Annotated in this window: 16 protein-coding genes and 4 pseudogenes; 10 read left to right on the top strand and 10 right to left on the bottom strand. The window is 70.1% G+C overall.

What is annotated here, in order from left to right; translation table 11 throughout:
- Positions 1-175: 175 nt before the first annotated feature.
- Entirely contained in the window at positions 176-799 is a 624-nt protein-coding gene (locus AB0N31_RS35220; RefSeq protein ID WP_366062603.1) for a DsbA family protein, read from the top strand.
- Between the two features lie 498 nt (positions 800-1,297).
- On the opposite strand, the gene AB0N31_RS35215 is transcribed toward AB0N31_RS35220, so the two are convergent.
- A complete protein-coding gene (locus tag AB0N31_RS35215) occupies positions 1,298-1,588 on the bottom strand; it encodes a hypothetical protein (RefSeq protein ID WP_366062602.1) in 291 nt (96 codons plus the stop codon).
- 374 nt (positions 1,589-1,962) lie between these two features.
- Here AB0N31_RS35215 and AB0N31_RS35210 point away from each other — a divergent pair, with 374 nt between their 5' ends.
- Positions 1,963-3,237 carry a sulfite oxidase gene (locus tag AB0N31_RS35210; RefSeq protein WP_366062600.1) on the top strand — a complete coding sequence of 425 codons (1,275 nt, stop codon included), beginning with the start codon at positions 1,963-1,965 and terminating at the stop codon, positions 3,235-3,237.
- A 286-nt stretch (positions 3,238-3,523) separates the two neighbouring features.
- On the opposite strand, the pseudogene AB0N31_RS35205 reads toward AB0N31_RS35210, so the two are convergent.
- The 3 genes and pseudogenes from AB0N31_RS35205 to AB0N31_RS35195 all read right to left on the bottom strand — a co-directional run.
- A pseudogene (locus AB0N31_RS35205) lies at positions 3,524-3,790 on the bottom strand (hypothetical protein); the annotation flags it as partial.
- Between the two features lie 153 nt (positions 3,791-3,943).
- Positions 3,944-4,690 carry an NUDIX hydrolase gene (locus tag AB0N31_RS35200; RefSeq protein WP_366062599.1) on the bottom strand — a complete coding sequence of 249 codons (747 nt, stop codon included), beginning with the start codon at positions 4,688-4,690 and terminating at the stop codon, positions 3,944-3,946.
- A gap of 94 nt (positions 4,691-4,784) precedes the next feature.
- A complete protein-coding gene (locus AB0N31_RS35195; protein WP_366062598.1) occupies positions 4,785-4,946 on the bottom strand; it encodes a hypothetical protein in 162 nt (53 codons plus the stop codon).
- Between the two features lie 65 nt (positions 4,947-5,011).
- Here AB0N31_RS35195 and AB0N31_RS35190 point away from each other — a divergent pair, with 65 nt between their 5' ends.
- Both AB0N31_RS35190 and AB0N31_RS35185 read left to right on the top strand, forming a co-directional pair.
- The gene (locus tag AB0N31_RS35190) at positions 5,012-5,521 is read left to right on the top strand and encodes a hypothetical protein (protein WP_366062597.1); all 510 of its coding nucleotides are present in this window, start codon (positions 5,012-5,014) and stop codon (positions 5,519-5,521) included.
- A 341-nt stretch (positions 5,522-5,862) separates the two neighbouring features.
- Positions 5,863-6,381, top strand: coding sequence for a hypothetical protein (locus AB0N31_RS35185; RefSeq protein ID WP_366062596.1), 519 nt, complete (start codon positions 5,863-5,865; stop codon positions 6,379-6,381).
- Here the strand turns inward: AB0N31_RS35185 and AB0N31_RS35180 are convergent.
- The 3 genes and pseudogenes from AB0N31_RS35180 to AB0N31_RS35170 form a co-directional block, all read right to left on the bottom strand.
- Positions 6,270-6,614 (bottom strand): annotated as a pseudogene (locus AB0N31_RS35180) (transposase); the annotation flags it as partial. The gene AB0N31_RS35185 and the pseudogene AB0N31_RS35180 sit on opposite strands and share 112 nt — an antisense overlap.
- A 39-nt stretch (positions 6,615-6,653) precedes the next feature.
- Positions 6,654-6,944 carry a hypothetical protein gene (locus AB0N31_RS35175; RefSeq protein WP_366062595.1) on the bottom strand — a complete coding sequence of 97 codons (291 nt, stop codon included), beginning with the start codon at positions 6,942-6,944 and terminating at the stop codon, positions 6,654-6,656.
- Positions 6,945-7,188: 244 nt separating this feature from the next.
- Positions 7,189-7,620, bottom strand: a pseudogene (locus AB0N31_RS35170) (transposase); the annotation flags it as partial.
- Between the two features lie 11 nt (positions 7,621-7,631).
- Between AB0N31_RS35170 and AB0N31_RS35165 the strand changes: the two are divergent.
- A pseudogene (locus tag AB0N31_RS35165) lies at positions 7,632-8,086 on the top strand (transposase); the annotation flags it as partial.
- A gap of 76 nt (positions 8,087-8,162) precedes the next feature.
- Here the strand turns inward: AB0N31_RS35165 and AB0N31_RS35160 are convergent.
- From AB0N31_RS35160 to AB0N31_RS35150, 3 genes are all read right to left on the bottom strand, one after another.
- Entirely contained in the window at positions 8,163-8,822 is a 660-nt protein-coding gene (locus AB0N31_RS35160) for a hypothetical protein (RefSeq protein ID WP_366062594.1), read from the bottom strand.
- Positions 8,823-9,010: 188 nt separating this feature from the next.
- Positions 9,011-9,145 (bottom strand): hypothetical protein, encoded by a 135-nt coding sequence (locus AB0N31_RS35155; protein WP_366062593.1) that lies wholly within the window; start codon positions 9,143-9,145, stop codon positions 9,011-9,013.
- A 312-nt stretch (positions 9,146-9,457) separates the two neighbouring features.
- Complete coding sequence (locus AB0N31_RS35150) at positions 9,458-9,799, bottom strand: hypothetical protein (RefSeq protein WP_366062592.1); 342 nt, start codon at positions 9,797-9,799, stop codon at positions 9,458-9,460.
- A 140-nt stretch (positions 9,800-9,939) separates the two neighbouring features.
- Here AB0N31_RS35150 and AB0N31_RS35145 point away from each other — a divergent pair, with 140 nt between their 5' ends.
- The 5 genes from AB0N31_RS35145 to AB0N31_RS35125 all read left to right on the top strand — a co-directional run.
- Positions 9,940-11,682 (top strand): VanW family protein, encoded by a 1,743-nt coding sequence (locus AB0N31_RS35145; RefSeq protein ID WP_366062591.1) that lies wholly within the window; start codon positions 9,940-9,942, stop codon positions 11,680-11,682.
- Positions 11,683-11,796: 114 nt separating this feature from the next.
- A complete protein-coding gene (locus AB0N31_RS35140) occupies positions 11,797-11,973 on the top strand; it encodes a hypothetical protein (protein ID WP_366062590.1) in 177 nt (58 codons plus the stop codon).
- Between the two features lie 694 nt (positions 11,974-12,667).
- Entirely contained in the window at positions 12,668-13,876 is a 1,209-nt protein-coding gene (locus AB0N31_RS35135) for an MFS transporter (protein WP_366062589.1), read from the top strand.
- A 486-nt stretch (positions 13,877-14,362) separates the two neighbouring features.
- Positions 14,363-14,791 carry a VOC family protein gene (locus AB0N31_RS35130; RefSeq protein ID WP_366062588.1) on the top strand — a complete coding sequence of 143 codons (429 nt, stop codon included), beginning with the start codon at positions 14,363-14,365 and terminating at the stop codon, positions 14,789-14,791.
- A gap of 196 nt (positions 14,792-14,987) precedes the next feature.
- On the top strand, positions 14,988-15,392 hold a 405-nt coding region (locus tag AB0N31_RS35125; RefSeq protein WP_366062604.1), incomplete at its 3' end, for a transposase.

Below are 15,392 nucleotides of genomic sequence, written 5' to 3'. Positions count from 1 at the left end.
CCACCGAACACATCCTCACCCAACTCCCCACCCCCACCCCACAGACATAACCCACAGACATAACCCACACCCCCACACACCACCCCCACACCACCAGCACCCCACCAGCAAACCCAGCCCCAGCACACCCCACACCCCACACCCCACCGACACGCACACACCCACGGAGACCGACGTGCCCACAGACGTGTCCCCACCCGACCCTGTCACCGTCGACTTCTGGTTCGACCCTCTCTGCCCCTGGGCCTGGATCACCTCCCGCTGGATCCACGAAGTCCACCAACAACGCCCCCTCACCCTCCGCTGGCACGTCCTGAGCCTCGCCCTCCTCAACGAAGGCCGCGACATCCCCCGCAAATACCGCGAAAAAATGAGCTACGGACCCGCCCGCGTCTGCATCGCCGCCGAACAACGCTACGGCCCCGACGTCCTGGGCCCCCTCTACACCGAACTCGGCCACCACTACCACCACCACAACGCCGCCCCCCACGACCCCACCCCCCTGCAAAAAGCCCTCCACGCCACCGGCCTCGACCCCCACCTCGCCACCACCGCCACCACCACCGACCACGACACCGCCCTGCACGCCTCCCACCAAAACGCCATCCAGCACATCGGCCAGGACCTCGGCACCCCCCTCATCGCCATCAACAACCACGCCTTCTTCGGCCCCGTCCTCACCCCCACCCCCCGCGGCAAAACCGCCCTCCACCTCTTCAACACCATCCACCACCTCACCACCACCCCCCACTTCTACGAACTCAAACGCCCCCGCACCCAAAAACCCCACACCCACTGACAACCACCCCTCCAAACCCACCACACACCACCAGAAACAGAAACCCAACACGGCCGCCCCCGCAAGATCGAGGCATGGGGAGGAACTGGATGTGCGCATCCTGCACGGTCACCGGCTGACCGGACTGCGCCAGGACGACGGTGGGGTGTGCGCTGAAATCAACTCCCCTCCGAGCGGCTTTGGTCACGCTCCGCCCGGCTGCCCGGCTGCCCGGCTGCCCGGCGATCGGCCCGGGTCCCGCCACCACGACCGCGCCGCAGCCCAGTTCGGCACGCAGTCACGCAGCCCGTGTCCGGCGAACAGGTGCCCTCGACGCCCTCCGGCGCCCAGCAGCCGCGCGACGGCCTCTACCAGCGTTCCCACCGCCCCACCGCCCCCGTGACGAACACGGTGTCACCGACACGGAATTGCGCCACACAGATCAAGACACCGTGGGCCACCGGCCAGGACGACAGGTGAGCCACCGAATCGGGCAGGACACTACCCAGCGGGAAGCATTCAACCTCGGGACCCGAACAGGGTGTCACCCGTACGCGCACGGGACAGCACAACACCGACGGCCTGACCACCGATCAGCGTGCGCAGCCCGGGAAACACCAGGAAGTACCGGTCGCGGACGACGACGTACCCCGAACCGGAGACGGGCAACGGCCCCCGTGTGACCGTGAAGCGTCCAGGGCCGGGCAGACCGCCGGGCAGGTGGACCAGCGCGATCCCGCAGGCCGTGGAGGGCAGGGCGGCGGCCATGCCGTGCCTGCGCAACGGGTTCGAAGGCGAAGGACGGGCCATGACGCCCGCACCGACCCGACTGCCGGCACACAGCCCCACCACCCCCTCCTACGCGCGCGCCACCGGCCAGGCGGACACGGCTCCCAACGTGCCCGCACGCAAGCTCCGTTGACACCCTGGGCCCCACATGCTTGCATCCCGCCATGCCGTTACCGCAGCCGGAGCCTTTGACCCGCCGCCGCGCCGTGGACCTCGTCCGCGTCGCCGCCGCGCTGTGTCGCACCACCGGCTGACCACGCGCTCCCTCGACGTCTTCGTCAACCCCCCTGCCGCGCCAGCCAGTTGCACAGGAACAAGCCGTCCCGGCACAAGCCCGCGCCCCGCACCGCACCGCCCCTGTCGTGCTCCTTCGCCCACCATGACGAGGAACCGCCATGCCTTCTCCCACCCCCGCCGGCCACCACCACGAAACCGGTTACGACCGCCGAAGGCTGCGCCAGTGGCTCGACGGCGAGGCAAGAGCCGACGGGGTCACCCGCCGCCGGCTGCTCACCCTGCTCGCCGCCACCGCCGCCGGAACCGCACTCGGCGCCCCGCGGACCGCCCGCGCCGCCGATACGCCGATCGTCAAACCGCTGCCGCCCGAATGGTTCATCCAGCGCGGCACCAACGCCGAGACCCGCTGGGAAGCCCTGCACAAAACCGGCCACCACACCCCCAACGACCTGTTCTTCGTCCGCAACCACACCGCCACCCCCCTGCTGTCAGCCGACGACTGGCGGCTGCGACTGTGGGGCAGCGGACTGCGCCACACCCCCAGCGAGGCCAAACCGGTGGAGTTCGGCTACGACGACCTGCGAGCCCTGCCGGCCGTCACCCGCACGGCCTTCGTCGAATGCGCCGGAAACGCCCGCTCCTCCTACACCACCCAGCAGGGCGACACCGTCGCCGGCACCCCATGGACCCTGGGAGCGATCGGCGTCGCACGATGGCGGGGCGTGCGCCTGGCCGACGTACTGCGCAGGGCCGGGCTGTCCCCGCACGCGGTGGACGTGCAACCACGCGGCCTGGACGCCGAGTACCTCAGCGGCGGCGAGAACCTGGGCCGAGTCCGCCGCCCCCTCCCCCTGGCCAAAGCCCTCGACGACGTCCTCCTCGCCTACGAGATGAACGGCGAACCACTCCCCCACGACCACGGATACCCGGTACGCGTCCTGGTCCCCTCCTGGGTGGGAATCGCATCGATCAAGTGGGTCGGCGACATCGAGGTGTCCGCACAGCCGCTCTACTCCCCCTGGAACACCACCTTCTACCGCCTCTTCGGCCCCTCCCACCCCGAAAACGGCAGCGCGCCGATCACTCGTCAGACCATCAAGAGCGCCTTCGAACTCGCCGACGGAGCCACCTTCACGGCCGGGCGCACACATGTGGTGCACGGACGGTCGTGGTCGGGCGCGGGCGCCGTCACCCACGTCGACATCAGCACCGACGGCGGAACGACCTGGCAGCCCGCCCGCCTCCACGACCGACCCCGCGCCGGCACCTGGACCCGCTGGTCCCACACCTGGCGGCCGGACACACCCGGCACCACCCACCTCCTCGCCCGTGCCACCGACACGGCCGGCCGCACGCAGCCGGAGACCGCGGTGCCCAACACCCACGGCTACCTCTTCAACGCCGTCATACGACACCCGGTGAACGTGGTGTGACCGACGCCCACCCCTGCCAGACCACAACAGCGGATCTCCAACTGGGCCGGTGTGCTCCGGCTGGCCGCCCGGGCAGGCGGGTGGGAACTCTGCTCCGTCGTCGGACACGGACCGACGCGCCCCGCGGGCATGGCCGAGCTGCTGTCCGGAATCCGTGCGATCGGCGAGCAGGGCGAGATGTGGATGAAACAGCTTCGCAAGGGCCGGTTGCCACCAGAGGACGACGTTGCCCGGCCGAGAGCTTCCTGACCGGGCCAGGCAACGTCGAGGATCTTGAGCTGTTCTTCTACGACTGAGAGCCCTCTCTTCTTGGTCGGCAGCGTCGCGCCCGGACGAGGATGGCGGCAAGACGGAGCGCGGCCTGGTAGGCGATGGCGAGCTTGTCCGTTCGCATGGCCAGGCCGCGCCATTGCTTGAGGCGGTTGATGCACCGTTCGACGGCGTCGCGCTGCTTGGGTGCCTCGGCATCGAAGCCGGGCGGGCGGCCTCCGGCGGAACCGTGCCGCAGGCGGTTTTCGACCTGGCTCACGGGCTGCGGAATCCGAACTGGTCGGAGAGGTCCCGCCAGGGAGAGTTGGTGCGGTACCTCCACGCGATGGCATCGAGCGTGCGGCGGTGACCGGCCCATCGGCGTCCGCGGACCGGATCGGCCGGCATCAGCGGACCGAACGGAGAACGCGCTCGTCGACGGCTGCGTACCGGGCGACTACGTCCCGACCTGACCGGCGGTGTCCCGACCGGCGCCGTGCGGCTCGGCGAAGGGGGTGAAGCGGGCGGGCGGATGGTCGATGGGCAGGTCGGGGCGCCAGGCGGTGAGGATCTGGGCGCTGCACTCGAACAGGCCCGACGGCAGCGCGTCCAGCGGCCACCATCCCCAGTCGCCGATCCGTTCGCCCGGCTGGTCGGCGGGCTCGCCGCGCCACCGCGTGACGAGCGCGCCGAACGTGATGCGGACGACGCCGCCGACCTGGTCCAGGAGCATGCCCAGCACACGCACGTCGGCCGGGTCCGCGTGCAGACCGGTCTCCTCGGCCAGTTCGCGCACGACCGTCTCCTGAAGCGACTCGCCCGGCTCCACCGTGCCGCCGGGGAGCTCGACGGTCCCCCGCCGGTGGCGGCCGAGCAGCAGACCGTCCGGTCCCACCAGCACCGCGCCGACCCCGACCGTCGCGTGTGCGACGGGCGGCTGGGCCGTACGGGGACGAGAGGTGATCCGGGCCGGCCTGCGGACCTGGAAGAGCCGGTAGGAGGCGTGGTTGCCCTCCTCGGGCGCGTCCAGCACGGTGACCTCCTCGGTGCGCAGCCCTTGCTGCGCGAGCAGGTCCGTCCACAGCTTTGTGGTGAGCACCCACATGTGCCCGGTCAGTTCGCCGCCGCCGGCCAGGCGCAGGATCTCCGGGCGGGACTTCACCTGCGAAGAAGGGCCGTCGCCGGACGAGTTGGTGTGCAGCACGGTGAAGTACAGCCGTCCGCCGGGCCTGAGGGCCGCCGCCAGGGCGGGCAGCAGCCGACTCTGTGGGGGTTGGTGAAGGCCCGGAACCGGGAGATCAGGCGGGCTTGCGGCCGAAGTCGGCCCAGGCCGAGGTGCCGGGCTGGACGGAGTGGGCTCCGTCGGCGACGACCAGGTCGGCGGGGCGAGAGCCGTGCCGGCGGTGCTGGACGATCGACATCAGGTCGTCTTCGGCGAACCTGCCGGCGGTCGCCGCCATGCCGAGAGGGATTCGGTCACCCCTGCTTCGATCGGGTGTGAGAGACAGTCACTACGCTTCGGACCATGGGCATACTGCACGACTACTTCCGGGCACCGGGCGCCAGTGACGCGATCGAAGTCGCCGTCGGTCCAGGCGGGGACATCGATCGGCATTCCGGGACCTCGCTCGACGATCACGGCGTCGATTGGTTCGACGCCAAGGGCCTCGATCCGTACATCGTGCTGGGGCAGCTCATAGCCTTCGTCAAAGAAATCCCCTTCGCCGCCCGTGCCGCCGCACCCGCGCTTGTATGGCCGGACGAGAGGTTGTGGCCGCAAGGAGAGGTGAGGCCAGGACAGACGTCTCCCTGGGAGAGCGGCCTGTTCCTTCAACAACTGCCCGACGAGTCGATCGCGACGCTCGCCGACATCCGGGACGAACAGCTGCCACTGCTCGCCCGTCGATGGGGCGACATCCCCGAAGCCAACTTCACCGACGTCCATGACGTCCAAGCCGCGATCGTCGAGTTCCGCGCCCTGGCCCGCCGAGCTCGTGATCACGGACACGGCGTGTACTGCAGGACCGTCATATAGTCCACCGACAGCACGCGAACCCCCATGCCCGCCACCGCAGGGCAGAGGAGGCGCAGATGACACGCTGGTGTCCCAGCCATGGGGCTGGGGAAGACACCTGGGTGTCCTTCACGGTCGACGCCCTTCCCCTTCGTCGGAACGCTCGGTCCTTTCTGCAGACGGCTCCCTGCCCACCAGGGGGTCGTCGCCGTTTCCGGTGACGGCCGCGCGGTGTCGGACGGCAGCGGCGAGAAACCCCACTTATCTGGGAGGGGATCTGCCGGCCGGCCGTAGCACTCTTTACCTGGCCGGTGGCGGTATGCCGCCACCGGCACACCCGTGACGACAACAAGGGGGAAGAAATGTCCATACGAAGGAAAGCCGTCGGGATCCTGGTTGCAGCCGCCGCCGGTCTGACGGTGGCGGGGGCTCCGGCCGCTGTCGCGGTCCCGTCCGCAACGGGCACCGCGGTCACGGCTTCCGTGTGGCGGAACATCGCCCTGACCGGGACCTACACGATCCGCGACGACGAGGGCATCTTCGCCGCTACGCGCTGCAACGGCAACGTCGCCTCCGAGGGCTGGGTGAACGAGGTCCGCACGCCGTCGGTGTGGTGGGAGACCACGTGCGGGGGCGAGATCCGTGTGGAGAAGCACGTATCCGCGGAGACGGACGCCACCGGCGGAGTCATGATCTATGTGACTCTGCGGTTCTACGAGGGCACGAACGACACCAACACCGACCTCGACGCCCATTACGACTTCAACCGCTACGTCCCCGCGGGACAGACCTCGACGGTCGGCGAGATCACGCTCCGCAACGAGGAGAACGGCGGCAAGGACTGGGCGAAGCTCAACCTCGTCCTGCACAACGACCGCTGACACGTGGTGAACACCCGCTCCCACGGGCCGTCGACGGCCCACATCCGCAGCCGGTTGCCGCCCTCCGGCCAGGTGCCGTACTTCTCCGGAAGGTGCACCCACTGGGCGCCGGTCCGGAACTTGAAGGCGATCGCGTCGATCACCTCACGATGGTCCCGCCGGCGGCCACCCCGTCCCGGCGCCCGGTCCGGAAGCAACGGCTCGATCCGCGCCCACTGCGCATCGGTCAACGACACACCCGGACCGACGACCGGACGGTCGGAAAGGAGCGGCTATGTGCTGGCCACACCATCAACCGGGTCGGTCGATGTCCACCAGCCCATCACCCGGTCGGCCATTGCTTCCGGCCGCAAGCCCAGAGGGTCGAGACCGAAGTGATCTTCCAGCTCGTGCCGCAGGAATTCACCGATCCCGGTCCGGCCGGCGCCGGAACCGAGCCGCTGGAGGAGAGGGACGAGCATGCAGTCGTACTCGCCCTGCACATCGTCAGCGACGCCCACCGGATCCCACTCGTTGAGCAGATGCCGCAGGTCGTCCTCGGTGGAGGTGTTCCAAGGTCTCATCGCCCCAGAGTGCCACCCGGAACGACCGCCATCACCCCCTGCTGATCCAAACGAAACTGCCTAGCGGTGCGCTGTTCGTGGCGGCCGGCTGCACTCACACGCGCAGGCTTCGGCTGCTCTCCCGCACAGCGGGAGAGCAGCCGAAGTCGTTGCCGCAGGTCGTGGGAGCCGCGCGGCTGAACGCGTCACCGGCCGCTCCGGCCTACGCAGCATCGAGCCCGCTGGGTCGTGCCTGACGAAACGATCACGGTTCACGGAGCCAGAGGACGAGCGAGGCGAGTCGGAGGCCGGAGAGGTGGCGAACAGCCAACCCGTCGAAACGGGGGCCACGGCCCGGAACCGCTTGAGCCTGCTGAAGCGCCGTTCGACCACCTTGCCGGCCTTGTACCGCTCCGCATCGAAGCCGGGCGCCGCCCGCCGACCGATCCTCGGCGTTGCCGATCGGCGATCTGACCGGCCCGTTCAGGGATGACCGCTCGGATGCCGCGACGTCGCAAGCCCGTCCGGACGGCCCGTGGCGAATACGCCTTGTCGGCGATGACCGTCTCGGGTTCGCGACGGGGGTGACCTGCGGACGGGCCGGGCACTCGCCCCGCGTCCAGCACTGTGTCGAACGCGGTGGGGTCGTTGACGTTGCCCGGGTGACGACGATGACCAGAGGCAGGCCGCGGCCGTCGTCCGACCCCGCCTTCGCCCCGTCTCGCCCCGTCTCGCCCCGTCTCGCCCCGTCACCGATCGATACGGGACTCCCTCGTCATCACCCTGACCAGCGGAAACCGCCACGACATCGCCCGGCTCGTCCCGCTCCTGTACGCGATCCCACCAGTGCGTGGGCCGATCGGCCGACTCCGCAACCGCTCCCGACGCGTGTTCGCCGACCGCGGCTACGGCTTCGGCAAACACCGCCGCATCCTCAGGGCCCTCGGCATCACACCCGGGATCCCGGCCGCGGCGCCCCACACGGCTCCGGCCCGGGCAGGACCCGCTGGGTCGTCGAGCGGACCTTCGCCCGCCTCCACCAGTTCAAGCGTCTCCGCACCCGCTACCGGACAAGCGCCGCTCTCCACCTCGGCCTGCTTCAACTCGCGTGCAGCATCATCTGCTTGAGACGCCTCCGAACCTCATTCCGAAACGATCAGTGAGGCGGTTCGGCCTTCGAAGCTCACCGGGCGACGAGCGTCCTGCCCGGACCCATAGGACAGTAAGAACCATGAACCGTCACCGACGCCCGCCCCGACGGGCTCCGTGGATCGCGGGCGGTGCCGTCATGCTCGCCCTCGGCGGTGTCGGCGTATGGGCCTTGGTGACGCAGGACGGCGACACGCCTCGTCCGGAGCCTTCGTCCTCGGCCGACTTGTCCCTGCCGACGCTGGGCCCCCTGCCGACCTGGACGCCCAGGCCAGAGACGCCGAGCACGCCACCGCCGACAGCGTCGGAGCCGCGCTCGACCGGTTCGACGCCCGCGGGCTCACGCTCGACCGCTCCGACGGGGGCGGGCCGTACCCGTCCGGCCACACCACCCGACGAGCGGTCGACACCGGCGGACGGGACCGGACAGCGGCAGCCGTCCGCCCACCAGCCGTCCGCCCACCAGCCGTCCGCCCACCAGCCGACGCCCCACCGGACGACGGCGAGAGCGACGGCAACGGCGGACGCGTCTGCCGGCCGGACGCGGGAAGCGACCCCGGCACACACCCGGCCTGCGGCACCCAAACCCTCGGCCCGGCCCCCTCGGACCGTGGCGACACCGGCACCGGTACGGCCGTCGAGGCCGTCGACGCCCGCACCGCCTTCCTCCGCCCCCACTCCCCCGCCCGAGCCGATGACGCCGACACCGACGCGCGGCGGCATCAAGCCGGCGACAACCACGTGGTACACGTCCGCGACGGCAGTGGCCGCCGCTCGGCGGATGGCCGCGGCGGGGACGGTCGGTGACCCAGCGTGCTCAATGGCGGCCGTGGGGCGGCCGGACCCGAGCCTGGTTCCGCAAGGCGGCCGTATCGGCATCGGCCACCACGGCCATTACTGGTGCCTGATCTGGTAGGACGAGGCCGTCCCCGGCCCTGTCATGCCGGCTGACCGGGCGAGACGATCTTCGGGCTGATCACCTTGGAGGAGCTGCCCGCGGCAGCCCCACCGCCGACGTCGTCCTCATCGACCGCGACCACCTCGTCGAAGCGGTCCGCAGAGGCATGCGCCACATCCCACGACGTCGTTCCCGGCGGATGCGCGGTCGGCGAGAACCGTGCAGTCAGGAGATGGTGCGTTCGACGACCCAGCGGAAGGTGTCCGGGCCGGAGCCGTGCGGTGGTCCCCGTTCGGCGATCGCCGGCCGGGCGCCGCGCTCCCGCAGGAGCCGACGGTACTTGTCGTGATCGTAGACGGGGATCGTAGACGGGGTCGACGAGGAGCATGTCGGACCGTCGACGCGGCCGGCCGACGGCCCCGGCCACGGCCGCGACCTCGTCGGGCAGGGGCAGGAGCTGGGTGACATCGCCCATGGGTGCCGCCGGTCAGGGACGCTGCGAGCGGAACGCCCTGGCCGTCGGTGAGGACGTGGTGGACGTGGTGTTCGCTGCCCGGTCGTGCGCGGTCGACCGGGCCGGGTCCGCTTCGGGGCCGCGACGAGCGGTCCGGACGTGAGGGGAGTCGGTCACCGCCTTCGACCGGTCGAGCTGGTTCTTCGACCGCACCTGCTTCAGCGGGAGCGCGTGCAGTCGGCCCCGGACGCCCGCCTCGTTCCAGGCGGTCAGACGCCGCCGGCAGGTCGCGCCCGAGCCGGAGCCCAGCTCCTGGGACAGGTACTCCCACTGGGTGATCCGGACGCTGAGCATGTCGGGTGCCGTTGCGCTCATCACCCGGGCCGCCGATCCGGAACGCCCGGTGTGACCTGAGATATACGCTTTGACACCCGGTTGTGGGTAGCCTGACCGACTGCTCTCGCCCACAGTGCCGCGGCACTGGGCGCACGTTCCATCGATCGTTCAGGAGACCTGTGCGTCCCCGAGTACCCTCCGTCCCTCACATAGCTTCCCTCCCGCCCGTCGCTCTGGCGGGCGGTGCGTTGACCGTCGGCATAGGTGGCCTGTATCTCGCCGCGCTGCTGCTCACCGGTGGTGAGATCGAGGCGGGCACGACGGTGCGCGGCGTGGATATCGGGGGCCTGACCCACGAGGAAGCCGCCCGGAAGCTGGAGCAGCACCTGGTGGCGGCCGGCCCGCGGAAGCTGGCCGTGCGGGTCGGTGACCGCAGGGGCGCGGTCGATCCGCGGCAGGCGGGGTTCACCTTCGACATCCGGGAAACCGTTGACCGGGCGGCGTCCACCGGCGCCGATCCGGTCAGCGTGATCGGCGGGCTGTTCCACTCGGGCGGTGAGCTCGAGCCGGTCGTGCGGATCGACGAGGACAAGGCCCGTGCCGCCGTCGGGAAGCTGGCGGAGACTCTCGACGAGAAGGTCCGCGACGGCGCCGTCTCCTTCGCCGAAGGCCGTGTCGAGCAGATCGCCCCGCGCACCGGGTACGCGCTGGACGTGGACGCCGCGATCGGCGCTCTGCGCGCCCCCTTCCTGCGCGGCGCGGCCGACTCGGTCACGGTGCTGCCCGCACGCGCGACCAAGCCGAGAGTCACGGCGGAAGAGGTGCGACGGGCGGTGCGCGAGTTCGCACAGCCGGCGATGTCGGCACCGGTCACGCTCACTGCGGACGGCAAGCGGTTGACGATCACCCCGACCGTGCTGGGCGAGTACCTGACCATGCGGCCGGACGACGCCGGCAGACTCACCCCGAAACTCGACAGCAAGGGTCTGCGCGCCGCCCCCGCAGTGACCGGCGTCCTGAACGGCCTCCCCGCCACACCCCGGAACGCGCGGCTGGGGCTCGAGGGCGACAAGGTCGTGGTGGCCGCCGACGCCAGACGCGGCACAGAGGTCACCGACAAGGCCCTGAGCAAGGCTGTCCTGCCCCTGCTCACCAAGTCGGGCGCCACCCGCACCGGCAAGGTGACCACGCGGCAGATCCAGCCGGAGGTCACCCGTGAGAACGCGGCACGTCTGGGGCTGACCGAGAAAATGTCTTCCTTCACCGTCAACTTCGAACCGGCCGCCTACCGCACGACGAACATCGGGCGGGCCGTGGAACTCATCAACGGTTCCGTCGTCATGCCGAACGAGACCTGGAGCTTCAACCGGACCGTCGGCGAGCGCACCGAGGCCAACGGCTTCGTCGAGGGCATCATGATCCTCGACGACCAGTACGCCAAGGCTCCCGGCGGCGGTGTCTCCGCGGTGGCCACGACCGTCTTCAACGCGATGTTCTTCGCCGGCGTCAAGCCCGTCGAGTACGGCGCCCACTCCTTCTACATCGAGCGCTACCCCGAGGGACGTGAGGCGACGGTCGCCTGGGGCAGCCTCGATCTGAGGTTCACCAACGACTCCGGCAAGGCCCTCTACGTCCAGGCCGAGTCAACCGACACCTCGGTGACCGTCACCTTCCTCGGCACGAAGAAGTACGACGAGATCACGTCCGTCAAGGGGCCGCGCACCAACGTGCAGCAGTCGGTGAAGAGGGTGAGCACCGCTGCGAAGTGCGTGCCGCAGACCCCGCTCGAGGGCTTCGACGTCACCGTCGAGCGGGTCTTCAGCGACGGCGGCCGGGAAGTGAGGCGGGAGCCGTTCCGCACGCGCTACACCCCGCGTGACGAGATCACCTGCGAGGAAGAACCAAACAGGCGTCAGCCCTGAGGACGCCGCCCCGTCAACTCGTCCGGCGTGACATCACACCAGTGATTCACGCTCCTGCTGAACCTCTCTCATCCTCAACAGCCGCAGGTCAGCAGGGCGTGGACGCCTTGGACGGTGCGACTGTGGAGAGCCGGATCCTTCATCGGCCATCTGCAGGACAGCCCCTCGAACCTCACCATCGTGGCCATCGGCAGCGACGGCGACCACTGGTTCCGGGTGCGTTCCCCCAACGGAGCGTGGACCGCCCGGCAGGTGAGCTGCACCGTCCAGGACGGCCCGGGCTGCCCGTGACCGCCGTACGGCGCCGATCTGCTCGTCGGTGGCCTGGTCGGCCCGGTCCGCGGGACCGGGGTAGCGGCCGGTGGCCGCGTGACAGACCTCGATCCGGTGGTCGTGACGGGGCATGAAGCGGAGGCGGACCTGGATCCCGGCCCGGCCGGTCGTCCAGGGCCCCGCGAAGCCGCATCCCCAAAAGCGGCTTCGCGGGCGGTCAGCGTGCGGGTCCCGGCGCCCTCCAGAGTGAACGTCCACGGATCCGCGGCCGGCACGTCCCGCAGCGGAGCGGGACGGTCCAGCCACCGCAGCCCGACCAGGTTGCGGGCGATCTCCGCGCGAACCTGGCGCACTGGGGTCGCCCGCACGGCGGCGAGTTCGACGGCGAAGTCGGCGACGGGGCCCGGAGGCGGAGGCTGGATGAAGTCGGCGTTGTAGCCGCCACGGCGGAACAGCGTTGTCAGCGCCCCGACCGCGGGCGTCTCTCGGAGCAGCCGAGCGTACTGCGGCGCGACGCGCTCCGCCCAGGGCCGCAGGAGCCCGGCCGGCTGCTTGCCCGCCGCGACCCGCAACGCGTTCATTGCCTCACCCAGCGGCGAGATCGCGTAGCGGGTGTGCGCCACGTCGACCGGTCCGACTTCGATGGTAAGCACCTTTCGCCTCCACGCGAAAGCTTAACGCCTCCGCCTGCACCGTCCCGAGACTGGCCCGCATGACGACACTCCAGGCCGCACCGGCGCGGGCCACCTACCGTGAGGTGTTCGCGGTACGCCAGTTCCGCGTGCTGTTCACCGGCTACACGCTCTTCCTCGGCGGCGAGACGGTGAAGATGCTCGCGCTCTCGGTGACCGTCTACGCAGGCACCGGCTCGCCCCTGCTGGCCGCGCTCGCCTACGTCGCCGGCTTCCTGCCCTACGCCCTCGGTGGAACGCTGCTGCTGGCGTATGCCGACCGGTGGCCGCCGCGGGCCGTGATGGTCGGCTACGACCTGGTCCGCGCCACGGTCGCCGCTGTGCTCGCCGCCGGGCTGCTCTCTCCCACCGCGATGCTGGTGCTGGTGTTCGTCACCGGCGTCCCCAGCGCGGTCGCCTCCGCGGCGCGCAGCGCGCTGCTGCCCGAACTGCTCGACGGCGACCGGTACGTGCTCGGCCGGGCCGTGTTCTCCATGGCCGCCGGCGGCACGCAGGTGCTCGGCTTCGCCGTGGGCGGGATGCTGATCGCGGCGCTCGGTCCGTACGGCGCGCTCCGGATCACCATGGCGAGCTGCCTGCTGTCCGCCGTCCTGCTGCGCCTGCGGCTGGCCGAGCGGCCGCGCCGCGGCACGGCCGCAGGGTACGCGGTACGCGAGACCTGGCGCGTCAATCGCGAACTGCTGCGCCGGCCGGCGATCCGTTCGCTGCTGCTGGCCCAGTGGCTGCCGCCCGCGCTCATGGTCGGCGCTGAGGGCGTGCTCGTCCCGTACGCCGTCCAGATCGGCATGCCGGACTCGGCCGGGCTGCTGTTCACCGCCGTGGCGCTCGGGATGCTCACCGGCGACCTCGCGATCGGCCGGCTGGTCACTCCGGGCCGAAGGGAACGGCTGGCCGGGCCGCTGGCACTGTTGCTCGGTGCGCCGCTGCTCGGGTTCGTGTTCTCGCCCGGGCCGGTCACCGCGGCGCTTCTGCTCGCGGTGTCCGGGTTCGGGGGCGCGTACCAACTGGGGCTGGCCCGGCGCTTCCTGGAGGCGGTGCCAGAGGCGAACCGGGGCCAGGCCTTCGGGCTGGCGCTGACCGGGACCATGACGTTGCAAGGGCTGTTCGCGGCTGGCGGCGGGGCGTTGGGCGAGGTGTCAGCGCCCGGCCTGGTCGTCGGTGCGGCGGGCGCGGCTTCCCTGCTGGCCGTATGGGGTCTCTGGCGTGTGCTCGCGTCGCCCAAGGCGTAGCAGCGCATGAGGAGCGACCGATGCCGGAGGAGGGTCTGGCGAAGGAGGCCTGGGGCGGCTTGTCGGCGGACTCTGTGCCGGAGCACATCGTCGCGGCCCGCACCCTCTGCTCCTTGTCCTTCATGTTGTCCTTCATGGAGGAGGTGTCCGCCCGATTCGGGTGGGCGTGGGAGCCGCGCGAAGTATGGTCTGGTGTGCATGCAGCACGCCGCATGAGTGGTCACAGCCGTTCGTCGACGGCCGCGACAGGAACGGTCGCCTCCTGGCAGACCGCTGAGGGCTGCCCCGTAACCGGCCTTTGGCATGAGGGTGATTGGTCAGGACCGGATCCTGGGACCGCCGGTGGGCTCCGCCGTCAGGGTCACGCCATTCTCATGAACTGTCCGGTTTGGCCACTTAATGCCCAAGGTTCTCAGGGCGCGACGGGGCTGCGAGCGGATCCGTCTGGGGAAATGAGCGGCAGAGTCCCCCTGGTACGGTGCCCCGATGCCAGCGATCAAGAAGCTCCAAGTCACCTTTGACTGCGCAGAACCTGAACGTCTCGCTCGTTTCTGGTGCGAGGTGTTGGGGTACGTCGTACCGCCGCCACCGGAGGGTTTTGCCACTTGGGATGATTTCAAGCGTTCGCAGCCACCTGAGCAGCGGGATTCATGGTTCGCCTGCATTGATCCCTCGGGTGTGGGCCCGCGCCTGTACTTCCAGCGCGTCCCCGAGGGGAAGGCCGCCAAGAATCGGCTGCATCTTGACGTGCGGGTCGGCACCGGACTCGTGGGTAAAGAGCGCCTCGCCGCACTTGAGGCCGAATGCGCACGACTGGTCCCGCTCGGCGCGATACACGTGCGAACGCTGTATGACGGCAATGATTCATGCATCCCGATGCTGGACATCGAGGGCAACGAGTTCTGTATCGACTGAGCATATGGGGCGGGAGTTATCCCGTGGGGATGAGGTGGTGCAGCCGGGCGATGCCGAGCATGGCGACGTGAACGTCGTCGCCTTTCGGACTGAGAGGGCGTTAAGTCCCGTTCCTGATGATGTGGTGTCGCCCGTTCGTGGGTGATGGGACGGTTCTGCCGTCGCTTCATGTCGTGTGCATGATGGGGTCGTGGGCATGGAACGGATGCCGTACGCAACCGACTTGTCCGACGGGCAGTGGGCGTTGATCGAGCCGCTGGTCACGGCGTGGAAGCAGGAGCGGGTGGCTCGGTCGGCGACCGGGGGCCCGGGCTCCTGCGACCTGCGTGAGGTCGTGAACGCGCTGCTCTACCAGAACCGGACCGGCTGTCAGTGGCGGCTCCTGCCGCACGACCTCCCGGCCTGGTCGGCGGTGTTCTACTACTTCACCCTGTGGCGCCAGGACGGCTTTGACCAGCGGCTCCAGGAGATCCTGCGCTGCCAGGTACGGGAGCGGTCCAGACGATTAGAGGACCCGTCCCTGGTGATCATCGACACCCAGTCCGTCCGCGTGGCGGCCGGGGTGCCGAAGGCGACGACGGGGCTGGACGCGAACAAGAAG

The sequence above is a fragment of the Streptomyces sp. NPDC051051 genome (assembly GCF_040682975.1).
Classification (GTDB): domain Bacteria; phylum Actinomycetota; class Actinomycetes; order Streptomycetales; family Streptomycetaceae; genus Streptomyces.
This window is presented reverse-complemented; position numbering and strand designations above follow the sequence as displayed.